Origin of the sequence: Ilumatobacter sp. (assembly GCF_039969435.1) — a bacterium.
Classification (GTDB): Bacteria; Actinomycetota; Acidimicrobiia; order Acidimicrobiales; family Ilumatobacteraceae; genus Ilumatobacter_A.
Genome location: NZ_JBDVNU010000030.1, coordinates 235,567 through 248,788, shown reverse-complemented (window position 1 = coordinate 248,788; position 13,222 = coordinate 235,567). Strand labels below are relative to the sequence as shown.

The 13,222-nt window shown below is 67.8% G+C and carries 14 protein-coding genes and 2 pseudogenes; all 16 read left to right on the top strand.

Features of this window, described 5'->3' with window-relative positions; all coding sequences use genetic code 11:
• Nucleotides 1-143, top strand: a pseudogene (tuf, locus tag ABJK40_RS16100) (elongation factor Tu); the annotation flags it as partial.
• 28 nt (nt 144-171) lie between these two features.
• Nucleotides 172-483 (top strand): 30S ribosomal protein S10, encoded by a 312-nt coding sequence (rpsJ, locus tag ABJK40_RS16095; RefSeq protein WP_348478425.1) that lies wholly within the window; start codon nt 172-174, stop codon nt 481-483.
• A gap of 169 nt (nt 484-652) precedes the next feature.
• Nucleotides 653-1,861, top strand: coding sequence for a trypsin-like peptidase domain-containing protein (locus ABJK40_RS16090; RefSeq protein ID WP_348478424.1), 1,209 nt, complete (start codon nt 653-655; stop codon nt 1,859-1,861).
• Nucleotides 1,862-1,958: 97 nt separating this feature from the next.
• A complete protein-coding gene (locus ABJK40_RS16085; protein WP_348478423.1) occupies nt 1,959-5,024 on the top strand; it encodes a BTAD domain-containing putative transcriptional regulator in 3,066 nt (1,021 codons plus the stop codon).
• A gap of 93 nt (nt 5,025-5,117) precedes the next feature.
• Entirely contained in the window at nt 5,118-6,707 is a 1,590-nt protein-coding gene (locus ABJK40_RS16080) for a fused MFS/spermidine synthase (RefSeq protein ID WP_348478422.1), read from the top strand.
• Nucleotides 6,708-7,108: 401 nt separating this feature from the next.
• Nucleotides 7,109-7,756, top strand: a complete 648-nt coding sequence (gene rplC / locus ABJK40_RS16075; RefSeq protein ID WP_348416499.1) for a 50S ribosomal protein L3 — start codon at nt 7,109-7,111, stop codon at nt 7,754-7,756.
• Between the two features lie 2 nt (nt 7,757-7,758).
• On the top strand, nt 7,759-8,676 hold the full coding sequence (gene rplD, locus ABJK40_RS16070; protein ID WP_348478420.1) for a 50S ribosomal protein L4: 918 nt from the start codon (nt 7,759-7,761) through the stop codon (nt 8,674-8,676).
• Entirely contained in the window at nt 8,673-8,960 is a 288-nt protein-coding gene (gene rplW / locus ABJK40_RS16065; protein ID WP_348478419.1) for a 50S ribosomal protein L23, read from the top strand. Before rplD ends, rplW begins: the two co-directional genes overlap by 4 nt.
• 16 nt (nt 8,961-8,976) lie before the next feature.
• Nucleotides 8,977-9,816 (top strand): 50S ribosomal protein L2, encoded by an 840-nt coding sequence (gene rplB, locus ABJK40_RS16060; RefSeq protein ID WP_348478417.1) that lies wholly within the window; start codon nt 8,977-8,979, stop codon nt 9,814-9,816.
• Between the two features lie 31 nt (nt 9,817-9,847).
• Nucleotides 9,848-10,126, top strand: a complete 279-nt coding sequence (gene rpsS / locus ABJK40_RS16055; RefSeq protein WP_348478416.1) for a 30S ribosomal protein S19 — start codon at nt 9,848-9,850, stop codon at nt 10,124-10,126.
• Nucleotides 10,123-10,491 (top strand): annotated as a pseudogene (gene rplV / locus ABJK40_RS16050) (50S ribosomal protein L22); the annotation flags it as partial. The gene rpsS and the pseudogene rplV, both read left to right, overlap by 4 nt.
• Before the next feature lie 527 nt (nt 10,492-11,018).
• Nucleotides 11,019-11,912: a 30S ribosomal protein S3 gene (gene rpsC, locus ABJK40_RS16045; protein WP_348478415.1), complete on the top strand. Its 894-nt coding sequence runs from the start codon at nt 11,019-11,021 to the stop codon at nt 11,910-11,912.
• Between the two features lie 3 nt (nt 11,913-11,915).
• Nucleotides 11,916-12,332, top strand: coding sequence for a 50S ribosomal protein L16 (gene rplP, locus ABJK40_RS16040; RefSeq protein WP_348478414.1), 417 nt, complete (start codon nt 11,916-11,918; stop codon nt 12,330-12,332).
• Nucleotides 12,332-12,547 (top strand): 50S ribosomal protein L29, encoded by a 216-nt coding sequence (gene rpmC, locus ABJK40_RS16035; RefSeq protein WP_348478412.1) that lies wholly within the window; start codon nt 12,332-12,334, stop codon nt 12,545-12,547. The genes rplP and rpmC overlap by 1 nt, the downstream gene beginning before the upstream one ends.
• Before the next feature lie 2 nt (nt 12,548-12,549).
• Nucleotides 12,550-12,834 (top strand): 30S ribosomal protein S17, encoded by a 285-nt coding sequence (gene rpsQ / locus ABJK40_RS16030; RefSeq protein ID WP_348478411.1) that lies wholly within the window; start codon nt 12,550-12,552, stop codon nt 12,832-12,834.
• 9 nt (nt 12,835-12,843) lie between these two features.
• Nucleotides 12,844-13,212: a 50S ribosomal protein L14 gene (gene rplN / locus ABJK40_RS16025; RefSeq protein WP_040493564.1), complete on the top strand. Its 369-nt coding sequence runs from the start codon at nt 12,844-12,846 to the stop codon at nt 13,210-13,212.
• Nucleotides 13,213-13,222: the final 10 nt, after the last annotated feature.

The window sequence follows — 13,222 nt, the reverse complement described above, 5'->3', positions numbered from 1 at the left end:
CCGAGATGGTGATGCCGGGTGACAACGTCGAGATGACGGTGGAGTTGGGCAAGCCGATCGCGATGGACGAGGGTCTGCGTTTCGCGATCCGTGAGGGTGGCCGCACCGTGGGTGCCGGCCGAGTCACCAAGATCAACAAGTGACCCGGACGCACTAGGAAGGACATCAACCATGGCACAGAGCATCCGCATCCGCCTCAAGGCGTTCGATCACGAGATCATCGACCAGTCGACGAAGAAGATCGTCGAAACGGTCACCCGAACCGACGCCACCGTGCGCGGCCCGATCCCGCTGCCCACCGACAAGCACCGCTACACGGTCATCCGTGGGCCGCACGTCGACAAGGACAGCCGCGAGCACTTCGAGATGCGCGTCCACAAGCGCCTGATCGACATCGTGAACCCGAACAACAAGACCATCGACTCCCTGCAGCGCATCGAACTGCCGGCCGGGGTCGACATCGAGATCAAGATCCAGAGCTGACACCGTGTCCGTGGGTGTCTGACACGCACGGGACGCAGTCGAATTCGTGAGCGGGCGGGCCTTCGGGTCCGCTCGCTGCGCGCCCGAGGGTCGACGCGCAGTTGTGAACGAGAAGGCAACACGGGTCCACGATCCCCGCACCCCCGAACCGCGCGGGTAGACACTGGTCATGGCAACTCTGCCGCCACCGTCGACGACACGGACACCGCTGGCACCGCCTCCGCCTCCTCCGTCGCTTCCACCGATCCCGCCCGGGCGGGGCACGACACCTCCGCACGAGGACACGACCCACACCCAGGCGACCCGGCGTTCGAGGTGGCGCTTCGCCCCGCTGCTCCTCGCCGTCGCGATCGTTGCATGGCTGGGCGGCCTCGGCGGAGCGTTGGCGGGTGACAGCATCGCGAACTGGCTCGACCGGCCGCCCATGCGACCCTCGTCGGAACCGATCGACGTCGCCAACCCGCGACCCGGTTTCGAGAATCGACTCGATGTCGCACAGGTCGCCGAGTTCGTCGCGTCGTCGACGGTGACCGTGTCGGCCGACGTCGGGGTCGGAGTGTCGCTCGGCACCGGGATCATCATCACCGAGGACGGTGAGATCCTGACCAATGCACACGTGATCGAGGGTGCCGACTCCGTCCGCGTGCGTCTCGCGGGCGAGACCGAGCCACGGGAGGCCACCGTGCTCGCAGCGGATCGGGGAAACGACCTCGCTCTGTTGCGCATCGCCGGAGACGGCTTCGAGGCAGCCACCTTCGCCGACCCCGACAGTGTCCGACTGGGCGACGAGGTGATGGCGATCGGCTTCGCACTCGGCCTCGACGGCGACCCGTCGGTCACACTCGGCATCGTCTCGGCACTCGACCGCAGCGTCGGTGAGGGCGACGTGTTCCTCGACGGGCTGATCCAGACCGACGCAGCGATCTCGTCGGGCAACTCCGGCGGTCCACTCGTCAACGCTGCGGGCGAGGTCGTCGGTGTCAACACCGCCGTCGCTCGCGACACCGCGGTGTTCACCGCCACGAACATCGGCTTCGCGATCTCGGCTGCGGAGGCGCTGCCGATCATCGACACCCTGCGCGCTCAATCCCAGGGTGCTCCGCGCACCGAGGCGTTCCTGGGCGTGGACCTCGAAGATCGTCGCGACGGCGGCCAGGGCGTGATCGTCACCAGCGTCGAAGCGGGAACTCCGGCCGAGACGGTGGGAGTCGCCGCCGGCGATCTGATCGTGTCGATCGACGGCGCGGCCACGGACGGGTCGTCCGCGCTCATCGCGGCGATCCGCGACAAGCAGCCAGGCGACCAGGTGACCGTGGCGATCGTGCGCGATTCCCGATCGGTCGAACTCGACGTCACGCTCACCGCCCGTCCCGGCTGATCGGCGGTCGCGGCCGACTGCGCTCGACGCGACGGACGACATCCCGTCGGTCGCGGTCGGCACGCACGGTGCGCCTCCGGCCGTCTATTCTTCGCACGTGGCGGCCCAGCACCTCGACGGCGATCCCGTCCGACGCGGACTCGGGCGACCACTCGCGGACGAGATCGTGCGCGACCGCCTCATCGACGTGCTCGCGCAGCGCTGGACGACACGAGTCGTGCTCATGTACGCCCCCGGTGGGTACGGCAAGTCCATCGCACTGGCCCAGGCGATCCGGGACAACGACAGCGATCCGACCGGCCACGACATCCACGTCGGCGTCCGCGAGACGACCGACGCGCTCCGCAAGATCGCAACGACGCTGATCGACTCACTCGGTGCGTCGGAGTCGGCGGCGTTGCCCGACGACCCCGTCCTGCTCGCGCAGAAGGTGTGCGATGCAGTCGCAGCGGCATCGCCGCACGACGTGTGCGTCTGCCTCGACGACCTTCATCTGAGTGACCGGATCGAGGGTCTCACTGCGTTCGTCTCGGCCCTGGTCGAGAACCTGCCGTTCAACGGACATCTCCTGCTCGCAGGGCGGACGCGGCCCGACCTGCGGCTCGCTCGACTCCGGGCGAACGACGACCTCGTCGAGATCAACCAGGCCGATCTCGCCTTCGACGACAACGAACTGGAGCGTCTCGCGAACTTCCACGACGTTCCGGTGGAACGGCTCCAGCAGGCACAGGGGTGGCCGGCCGTGACGCGCCTCAGCGTGGTGGCCGGCGACGAGAAGTCGCTGGAGTTCATGATCGAGGAGGTGATCGACGCGCTGACCGCCGACGACCGCCTCGTGATCGCCCTGGCCGTCGTCGCCGGCGAGGTCACGCCCGAACTGCTCGCCGAGTTCGCGCCCCAGGTCGTCGTCGACGAACTCCTCGATCGCGTTCCGTTGCTGATCGGACTCGACGGTGGAGCCCTCGCCGCACACGATCTGTGGCACGAGGCCGTCGACCTCGTGTCGAACGCGGCCGACCGCGCCCGCCTCGCGGGCAGGGTCATCGAGCTGCTGGCCGAGGCGGGGGACCATCAGGCGGCAGTCGACACGGCACTGCGTCACGGTCTGTGGGCCGAAGCGCTCCAGCAGATGATGGGTGTCTTCGTCGACATGGACCTTCGAGTCGGCCTCGAACAGGTGGACGCGTGGTGGACCGAGATGCCGGTCGAGGCGCGCGTCGGCCCTGCCGCGGCGTTCGTCGACGGCTTCCGCGCCCGGTTGGCCGGAGACTTCGACGCGAGTACGGGGTCGATCCGCGAGGCGGCCGTGGGTTTCGAGGAAGCAGGGGATCTGGAGGGCGCCACGACGGCGGTCCTCGAACTGGGCCTGCGAAGTTGGCTGACCCAGGATGCAGCACTGTGGGTCGAGGTGTTCGAACGCAGCCAACGCATCATCGACGCAGGCGGAGTGCGGATGGCCAGCACCTCTGCCAGGGGCCGGGTCGTCGAAGCGGAGCTCCGTGGAGACTTCGCGCAGGCGCTCGCGGAGTACGAGACACTTCCGGAGCGGGACGAACTCGCGCTCGGTCACTGTTCGACGCTCGCGCTGCTCACCGGCGACTGCGACAGCGCGATCCGGTACCTCGACGAGCTGCTGGAACGGTTCGGCCAGCCGCTGGCGGTCGCGCAGTCGGCGGCGGCGAAATGGGACGCCGGCGACCCGACTGCGGTATTCGCCGACCCTCAGTACCTCTCGCCGCGGTTGGACAACGTCCGTGACGCCGTGCGTGGCATCTTCGTCAGGTCCATGATCGAGGCCAACTGCGGAGCCGTGCCCGACGCCGGACGTGTCGAGGAACTGGCCTGGGCGCGCAGCCGCGAGCAGACGTTCGTGGCGCTCGTCTTCGCAGCGCAGGACCTCCTGACCTCGGACGAGGCGTACGCAGCCGAGCAGTTCGAGCGGAGACTCGATGAGATCGGGTTCGACGAGCCCCTCCTGCGCGGTGAACTCCGCCGCTACCTCCCGTACGCCTACGTGCTCTCCGAGAGGTGCCGGGCGTGGCTCGACACCGACGACCGACTCGGGCCGGTGCAACTCGAACTGCGTGACCTCGCTCGGGCCCTGCTCGATCTGCGGAGCGGCGAGGTTGCACCGTCGACCCCGCTGCCGGCCAACGAGGCGATCCTCACCCGGCTTCCGCTCCCGTGGTCGATCGAACTCGCCGCCAGACTGGCCGGGTCGGGGGACCCCCGTGGCGTCGATCTGGCCCGGTACCTCTCCGAAGTGGCGGGAGCGAGTGTGCACGACGCGTTGCGCACCCTGCGCTCACGCGAGCCGGGCCTGCGTTGGGGCGTGGACGCGTTGCTCGCCGCGGTGCCGGCGCCACCGCAGCACCCTGCCGCGGTCACCGTCTGCACGAGCTTCCGCCTCGCCCACGGTGGCGACGAACTCGTCGTGAGCAGGGCGCGGGTCCGCCAGATGATCACCTTGCTCGCCCTGCGCACCGACTGGTCACGCGAAACCCTGGCCGACGTGATGTGGCCGAGCGACCCGACCAAGGCCAGGAGCAACTTCCGAGCGACGCTGCGCCACGTGCGCCAGGCTCTCGAGCCGAACCGCGTGTCGGGCGAGGCCGACTACCACCTCATCCAGCAGGGTGAACGAATCCGCCTGCGCCGCAGCGACGCACTGGAGGTCGATCTCTGGTCGGTCCAGGCATGCCTCGCCGACGCCGACGTGGCCGATGCCGCCGGTGACGCGGCCTCGGCGATCCTGAGTCGGGTCGCTGCCCTCCAACGGTGGGGACCCGACGCATTCGGCGACGTGCGCGACCTCGACGCCGTCGCCCCCGAGATCGAACGACTCCGTCGTGATGTCCTCGATGCCGGATGCGCGGCAGCGGAGCGGACGATGGCGCACGGCGACCTCCCGGGGGCGCTGAAGATCGCGGAGCGGGTGCTCGACCTCGACGCACACACCGATCGGGCACACGGTGTGGCGATCGGCGTGCAACTGGCACTGGGCGACCTGGACGCCGCCGAGCGTGCGATCGAACGGGTGCGTGCGTCGATGGAGGACCTCGACCTCTCAACGTCCGCCGGCATCGAGATGCTGATCCGACGCTTCGATCAACGGCGTTCTCGCATCGCTGCCACCCGACTCACGGTCGTCGACGCCGGCTGACGATGGCGGACGGGCGCGGGCCCGGTCGTCGTGTGCCCGGCCACGGCTCGCGCGTCCTCGTCTCTGATCTGCCCCCGCCGTACGCTGCTCGGCGTGCCGAGTGAGAACGAGACCACCGTCATCGATGCGCCAGCGGGCCCCCGTCCACTGGCCGGATGGCTCGCCATCGCCCTCGTCTTCGGGACCTCGGCCGCCGTCCTGGTGCTGGAGATCCTGGCGGGGCGACTCCTCGCGCCGTACGTCGGGGTGAGCCTCGAGACGTTCACGGGCATCATCGGGACGATCCTCGCCGGCATCGCGGTGGGGGCCTGGGCGGGTGGCGTGGCCGCGGACCACGTCGACCCGCGTCGCCTCCTCCCGATCATGCTCGTCCTCGGCGGCGCGCTCGCCATCGCCACCATCCCGATCGTCCGGGTGCTCGGCGAGGGTGGGGGCGCCGGTGGCGGCTTTCGCATCCTCGTCCTCACCGCCTTCGGGTTCCTCCCGTCGGCGACGGTCCTCAGTGCCGTCCCCCCGGCGGTCATCAAGTTGCAGTTGCGCGACCTCGCCTCGACCGGCTCGACGGTCGGGCGACTCTCGGCGTGGGGCACCGGCGGGGCACTGTTCGGAACCTTCTTCACGGGTTTCGTGCTGGTCGCCGCGGCCGCCGTGACCACGCTGATCGTGGTGGTCGGGGTCCTCCTCGTCGCGAGCGGGTTCGCACTCTGGCTCGCCGGCCGGGTCGCCGCGAGCGGCGAGATGCTCGGCCTCGGCGGACTCGCTGCGGTGTCGCTCGTCGGTGCGCTCGTGAGTGGGTCGCCGTGCGAGACCCAGACCACCTACTACTGCCTGTCGGTGATCGAGGATCCGGCATCGCCCTCCGGCCGGACGCTGCTGCTCGACGACCTGCGGCACAGCTACGTCGACCTCGACGACCCGACGGTGCTCGAGTTCTGGTACATCCGCCGCGTCGTCGATGCGATCGAGGTGGCGGCGGGTGGCGACGGGACCGACGTGACCGCCGGGGAGGCAGCGGCACCGATCGACGTGGTCTACCTGGGCGGGGGAGCGTTCACCGTGCCCCGCTACGTGCGTGCGACCAGGCCGGGGAGCGATCAGACGATCCTGGAGATCGACGGAGACCTGGTCGAGGTGGTGGAGAACGAGATCGACTTCGATCGCGGCGAGCCGGGCTCGGCGGACGAGGTGGAGATCGTCGTCGGCGACGGTCGGCTCAGCCTGGGCGAGATCGAGTCCGATTCGGCCGACGTGGTGGTGGGCGACGCCTTCGGCAGTCGTGCCGTGCCGTTCCACCTGGCCACCGAGGAGTTCCTGTCCGACGTGGACCGGGTCGTGCGTCCCGGCGGGATCTACGTCGCCAACATCATCGACGGATCGGGCCAGGACTTCCTGCGCGCCGAGACCGCCACCATCGCCGAGGTCTTCCCGTACGTGGCGCTCGTGCGAGGGCCGGGGATCGTCGAGGGTCGCAACGGCAACTCGGTCGTGGTCGCGAGCCAGTCACCGTTGGATCTGGAGTCACTGTCAGCCCGACTGTCGGCCGACGTCGAGCCGAGCGGCCGGGCCGAGGACGGAGTCGGCGACCTGCTCGCCGGTGCGGACCTGGAGGCGTATCTCGACGGCGCCACGATCCTCACCGACGATTTCGCTCCCGTCGATCAACTCATCTCCTCCTCCAGCTGACCCGCAGCGGGGTCGACCGTGCCCGGCCGGCGTGACCGGCGCCCGGCACTCACGAGGGAGGTGGGTCGGACCCGATCGGTGAGATCGAGACGCAGCACGGCGGTCGTGTGGCGCGAGTCACCGGTGACGCCGCGGAACCTGCGTCGGACGCGTGTTGGAAGGGTCGATCGCGCTCCCTAGCATTGCATGGCCGTCTCGGAGAGGAATCCCGCGCCGGTGACATACCGCAATTGACGTCCGACCAGGCCGCCCGCATCGATCGGGACTGGAACCAGCCGGCACAACAGAGTCTTCAAGCTCCGTATGCACGTCGTCATCTTTCGTGCTGCGGAGCTTTTACGTGGAGAACGCCCGGCACCCCGGTCGTTTGGACAACGAGATCGAAGAAGAGAGCACGCCTCATGGCACAACAAGCGATCGTCGGCGAGAAGGTCGGCATGACACAGACGTGGGTCGACGACAAGGTCGTCCCCGTCACCGTCGTCAAGGTCGAACCGATGCGCATCGTTCAGATCAAGACGACCGAGAAGGACGGCTACACCGCCATCCAGGTCACCTACGGCAGCAAAGAGGCCAAGAAGCTGAACCAGCCCGAGGCCGGTCACTTCGCCAAGGCGGGCGTCGCCCCCGGCAAGCGCCTCGTCGAACTGCGCCTCGACTCGGTCGACGGCCTCGAGGTCGGCCAGGAGATCGGTGTCGACTCGATCGAGTCCGGCTCGCGTGTCGACGTCACGGGCACCAGCCGAGGCAAGGGCTTCGCCGGTGTCATGAAGCGTCACAACTTCAAGGGCGCTCCCGCATCCCACGGTGCCCACAAGAACCACCGCAAGCCAGGCGCCATCGGACAGTGCGCTTTCCCGGCTCGGGTGTTCAAGGGCATGAAGATGGCCGGTCACATGGGCCACGAGCAGGTCACCACGCAGAACCTGACCGTCGTCGCCTCGGACCCGGAGCGCAACATCCTCCTCATCAAGGGCGCCGTTCCCGGCCCCGCCGGCGGAGTCGTCACCGTGCGCAACGCCGTCAAGCTCGCAGGGAAGGGAGCCTGACAATGGCCCAGAAACTCTCACAGTTGACACTGAAGGACGCTGCCGGCAAGGACGCCGGCACGATCGAACTCGACGCCGACGTCTTCGGCCTCGAGCCCAACGTCCCCGTCATGCACCAGGTGGTCACGGCGCAACTCGCCGCCCGCCGGTCGGGCACGCAGAGCACCAAGACCCGCGCCGAAGTCCGCGGTGGCGGCAAGAAGCCGTGGGCCCAGAAGGGCACCGGCAACGCCCGTCAGGGCTCGATCCGTGCGCCGCACTTCACCGGTGGTGGCGTCGCTCTCGGCCCCAAGCCCCGCAAGTACGACCAGAAGACCCCGAAGAAGATGGTCAAGCTGGCCACCCGCTCGGCGCTGTCGGATCGTGCGGCCGAAGGAAAGGTCGTCGTCGTCGACTCCTGGAACTTCGACACGCCCAAGACCAAGTCGGCCAAGCAGGCACTCGAGTCCCTCGATGTCGGCGGCAACGTGCTCGTCGTGCTGAGCCAGGACGACACGAACGCCCGGCTGAGCTTCCGCAACCTGCCTCGCGTGCAGGTGATCGGGTCGGGAGACCTCAACGCGTACGACATCCTCTGCAGCGACTGGGTGGTGTTCACCAAGTCGTCGCTGCCCACGGGGACCGCCCTGGGTGACGCGAGCGGCGCACCTGCGCCGGCCAACCGAGCCGAAGCCGACACGGCGTCCGCCGCAGCGGACCACGAGGGTCCGCACGGCAAGGGCAGCCACGCTGCGAACGACGACGGCAGCGAGCCGGAAGGCTTCCCGATCAAGGGCAACGCCGACTCGATGCTGTTCCACGTTCCGGGGAGCCGCTTCTACAAGCAGACCATCGCCGAAGTGTGGTTCGCCACCGAAGAGGCCGCCGAGGCCGCCGGGTTCTCCAAGCCGGGCAGCCAGAAGAGTGAGGAAGACCAGTGAAAGACCCTCGCGACATCATCATCGCGCCGATCGTCTCGGAGAAGAGCTACGCGCTCATCGAGTCCGGTGTCTACACGTTCCAGGTGCACACCTCGGCGAGCAAGCCCGAGATCCGTGACGCGGTGGAGTCGATCTGGGGCGTCGAAGTCTCCAAGGTCAACACGCTGAACAAGCCTGGCAAGAAGAAGCGCACCCGCGGCACGAACCGTGTCGGCTCCAAGCCGGCCACGAAGCGCGCCATCGTCACCCTGGCAGCGGGCGAAATCCCGCTGTTCGAGAACTGAGCCAGGAGGACTGACCATGGCCATTCGTTCACGCAAGCCCACCAGCCCCGGCCGTCGCTTCCAGACCAGCCACGACTTCAGCGAGGTCACCAAGACCACGCCGGAGAAGTCGCTGCTGGCCAAGAAGTCGAAGACCGGCGGTCGCAACGCCCACGGTCGCAAGACCAGCCGTCACCGCGGTGGTGGCCACAAGCAGCAGTACCGCATCATCGACTTCAAGCGCACGAAGGACAACATCGTCGCCAAGGTCGCGGCCATCGAGTACGACCCGAACCGCACGTGTCGCATCGCGCTGCTCCACTACCTCGACGGTGAGAAGGCGTACATCCTCGCTCCGAAGAACCTCAACGTGGGCGACCGCATCACGTCGGGCCAGGGCTCCGACATCAAGCCCGGCTGCGCGATGCCGCTGCGCTACATCCCAGTCGGCACCACGGTGCACAACGTCGAACTCCGCCCCGGCGGCGGTGGCAAGATCGGCCGTTCGGCCGGGATGTCGGTCCGCCTGATCGCGAAGGAGGGCGACTACGCCACGCTGCGGATGCCCTCGACCGAGATGCGCCGCGTGCTGATCGACTGCCGTGCAACGGTCGGCGAGGTCGGCAACTCCGAGCACGAGCTCGTGAAGATCGGCAAGGCGGGCCGCAACCGCTGGAAGGGCAAGCGCCCGCAGACCCGTGGTGTCGCGATGAACCCGGTGGACCACCCCCTCGGTGGTGGCGAAGGCCGGACCTCGGGTGGCCGTCCGGCCGTGTCCCCGTGGGGCAAGCCCGAGAGTCGCACTCGCAACAAGAAGAAGGGCTCCCAGAAGCTCATCATCCGTCGTCGTCGTACCGGCAAGGGTGGGCGTCGCTAGTCGGCCGCCCGGAAGGTAAAGGAAAACACTCATGGCACGCAGCCTCAAGAAGGGCGCCTTCGTCGACGAGCATCTGCTCAAGAAGATCGACGCCCAGAACGCCGCCGGCGAGCGCAAGGTCATCAAGACCTGGTCCCGTCGCAGCACCATCATCCCCGACATGGTCGGTCACACGCTCGCCGTGCACGACGGCCGCAAGCACGTTCCGGTGTACGTCACCGAGTCGATGGTCGGTCACAAGCTCGGCGAGTTCAGCCCGAGCCGCACCTTCAAGTTCCACGCCGGCATGGAGCGGGGAGCGAAGCGATGACCGGCCCGAAGCTGAACGAGAAGTCGTTCGTCGCCGGTGAGCGTTCCGGCACCAAGGCCCAGGCCAAGTACGTCCGTTCGTCGGCGTCCAAGGCCCGTGCGGTGCTCGACCTGATCCGTGGCCTCGACGTCGTCTCCGCCGACGAGGTCCTGCAGTTCACCGACCGCCACATCGCCCACGACGTGCGCAAGGTGCTCGCCTCGGCGGTCGCCAACGCCACGAACAACGACGATCAGGACGCCGGCGAGCTCTTCGTCATCGCCTGTTTCGCCGACGAGGGTCCGACGCTGCGTCGTTTCCGCCCCCGTGCCCGTGGCCGTGCGACCCGGATCAACAAGCGCACCTGCCACATCACCGTGATCGTCGCTCGCATGACCGACGACCGCGTCGAGATCGTCCAGGCCCGTCGCGACCGCCAGGGTGGCGCTGCCTCCAGCGGCCGCCCGACCACCACGAGCCGCCGTGATCGTGTGGCTCGCAGCCGCCGGGAAGCTGCCGAGGAGCAGCCGACCGTGGACGACGTCCAGGACGCCCACGACAGCGATGCCGACGATGCCGATGCGGCGGCCGAGTACGCAGCGGGCGACGCCGACACCGACGGCGAGGCCAACGCCACGGACCAGTCGCCGCACGGTGAAGGTTCACACGCTCCGCTCGACGACGTCGCCGAGATGCCCGAGGGCTACCCGATCAAGGGCAACGCACAGTCGATGCTCTACCACGAGCCCGACTCGCGGTACTACGCGGCCACCAAGGCCGAAGTGTGGTTCGACACCGTCGAATCCGCCGAAGCAGCAGGCTTCTCGAAGCCCGGTGCCGACAAGGAAGCGGCTGACGACGAGTCATCCGAGACAACCGACGACGTCGCCGCTGACGAGGCGGAGGAGAAGTAATGGGACAGAAGATCAATCCGTACGGGTTCCGTCTGGGAATCACCACCGAGTGGAAGTCGCGCTGGTTCAGCGAGCGCGACTACAAGCAGTACCTCACCGAGGACTGGAAGATCCGTGACCAGATCATGGAACTGCTCGAGTCCGCCGCCATCAGCCGCATCGAGATCGAGCGCACCCGCGACAAGCTCCGCGTCGACGTCCACACCGCCCGCCCGGGCATCGTGATCGGTCGTCGTGGCGCCCAGGCGGACGAACTGCGCAAGATGATCACCGACATCACCGGCAATCAGAAGATCCAGCTCAACATCGTGGAGATCAAGGCGCCCGAACTCGACGCCGCTCTGATCGCCCAGGGTGTGGCGGATCAGTTGATCAACCGCATCGCCTTCCGTCGGGCCATGAAGCGTGCCGTGCAGAACGCACAGCGAGCCGGTGCACTCGGCATCAAGGTGCAGTGCTCGGGCCGCCTCGGTGGCGCCGAGATGAGCCGCACCGAGTGGTACCGCGAAGGCCGGGTCCCGTTGCACACCCTGCGTGCCGACATCGACTACGGCATGCGCGAAGCCAAGACCACCGCCGGCCGTGTCGGCGTGAAGGTCTGGTTGTACAAGGGTGACATCACCCCGTACAAGAAGGCCAACGACGACAAGATCCAGCGCGAAGCGGCCATGGCCGTCGGCGAGACCTCGGGTCAGGCCGCAGCAGGCGCACCTCGCAGAGTCGTGTCGTCGGGCCGTCCGGGTGCGCCGACCGAGGCGCCTCCCACCGAGACCCAGCCGCTGGTGCTCGAAGCCGATCCCGAGTTGGAGAAGTTGCTCAGTGAGGAAGCCGCCGTCGCAGGCGAGGCAACCACCGGCGACGACACCGCAACGACGAGCGAAGGGGAGGGCTGACCGATGTTGATGCCCCGTAAGGTCGCACACCGCAAGCACCATCGTGGCCGCACACGCGGACTCACCAAGGGTGGTTCCGGACTCAGCTTCGGCGAGTACGGCATCCAGGCCGTGGAGCCCGGCTGGCTGACCGCCCGCCAGATCGAGGCGGCCCGTATCGCCATGACCCGCGCCATCAAGCGTGGTGGCAAGGTCTGGATCAACGTGTTCCCGGACAAGCCGGTCACGAAGAAGCCGGCCGAGACCCGCATGGGTTCCGGCAAGGGCAACCCCGAGTTCTGGGTCGCCGTCGTCAAGCCCGGTCGCACGCTCTTCGAGCTGTCGTTCCCGGATGAGGCCACTGCGAAGGTCGCACTGAACAAGGCGATCCAGAAGCTCCCGATCAAGTGCCGCATCATCACCCGAGAGGAGATCGTGTAATGGCTGCGAAGTTGAACGACCTGGCCGAACTGTCGTTGGGCGAACTCGCCGACGAGTTGAAGGCCACCAAGCAGGAAGCGCTGAACCTGCGCTTCCGCAACGCAACCGGTCAGCTCGAGAACACCGCCGAAATCGGCAAGGTGCGCAAGCAGATCGCCCGGATCAACACCCTCATGCGCAGCAAGGAAATTGCTGCGGCCGAGGCAGGACAGTGAGCATGAGCGAAGAAACCACCCCCGAGGCCGGCACCGACCGCGCTGCACGCAAGGTGCGTGAAGGCACCGTCGTGTCCAACAAGATGGACAAGACCGCCGTCATCGCCGTCGTCTCACGTGCACCGCACCCGCGGTACAACAAGATGGTGCTGCGCACCACCAAGTTGCACGCCCACGACGAGAACAACGACGTGAACATCGGCGACAAGGTGCGGGTCATGGAGACCCGCCCGATGTCGAAGACCAAGCGCTGGCGCATCACCGATGTGCTCGAGCGGGCCAAGTAAGGACCGACGATGATCCAACAAGAATCCCGTCTGCGGGTCGCAGACAACAGCGGAGCCAAGGAAGTGCTCTGCATCAAGGTGCTCGGTGGCACGCGCCGCCGGTACGCCTCGATCGGTGACGTCTTCGTCGCGACGGTCAAGGATGCCATGCCGGGCGCCGGCGTCAAGAAGGGCGAGGTCGTCAAGTGCGTCGTCGTGCGCACGAAGAAGGAGAAGCGTCGTCCCGACGGCAGCTACATCCGCTTCGACGAGAACGCGGCCGTCCTGATCAAGGACGACATGACACCTCGCGGCACTCGCATCTTCGGTCCCGTCGGCCGCGAACTGCGTGACCGCAAGTTCATGCGCATCGTCTCTCTCGCACCGGAGGTGCTGTGATGCCCGCCCG

Bases quoted from the DNA above. Each gene is read 5' to 3' on its own strand.
- rpsJ (WP_348478425.1), top strand. From the start codon at position 172: ATGGCACAGAGCATCCGCATCCGCCTCAAGGCGTTCGATCACGAGATC.
- ABJK40_RS16090 (WP_348478424.1), top strand. From the start codon at position 653: ATGGCAACTCTGCCGCCACCGTCGACGACACGGACACCGCTGGCACCG.
- rplC (WP_348416499.1), top strand. From the start codon at position 7,109: ATGGCACAACAAGCGATCGTCGGCGAGAAGGTCGGCATGACACAGACG.
- rplD (WP_348478420.1), top strand. From the start codon at position 7,759: ATGGCCCAGAAACTCTCACAGTTGACACTGAAGGACGCTGCCGGCAAG.
- rplB (WP_348478417.1), top strand. From the start codon at position 8,977: ATGGCCATTCGTTCACGCAAGCCCACCAGCCCCGGCCGTCGCTTCCAG.
- rpsS (WP_348478416.1), top strand. From the start codon at position 9,848: ATGGCACGCAGCCTCAAGAAGGGCGCCTTCGTCGACGAGCATCTGCTC.
- rpsC (WP_348478415.1), top strand. From the start codon at position 11,019: ATGGGACAGAAGATCAATCCGTACGGGTTCCGTCTGGGAATCACCACC.
- rplP (WP_348478414.1), top strand. From the start codon at position 11,916: ATGTTGATGCCCCGTAAGGTCGCACACCGCAAGCACCATCGTGGCCGC.
- rpmC (WP_348478412.1), top strand. From the start codon at position 12,332: ATGGCTGCGAAGTTGAACGACCTGGCCGAACTGTCGTTGGGCGAACTC.
- rpsQ (WP_348478411.1), top strand. From the start codon at position 12,550: ATGAGCGAAGAAACCACCCCCGAGGCCGGCACCGACCGCGCTGCACGC.
- rplN (WP_040493564.1), top strand. From the start codon at position 12,844: ATGATCCAACAAGAATCCCGTCTGCGGGTCGCAGACAACAGCGGAGCC.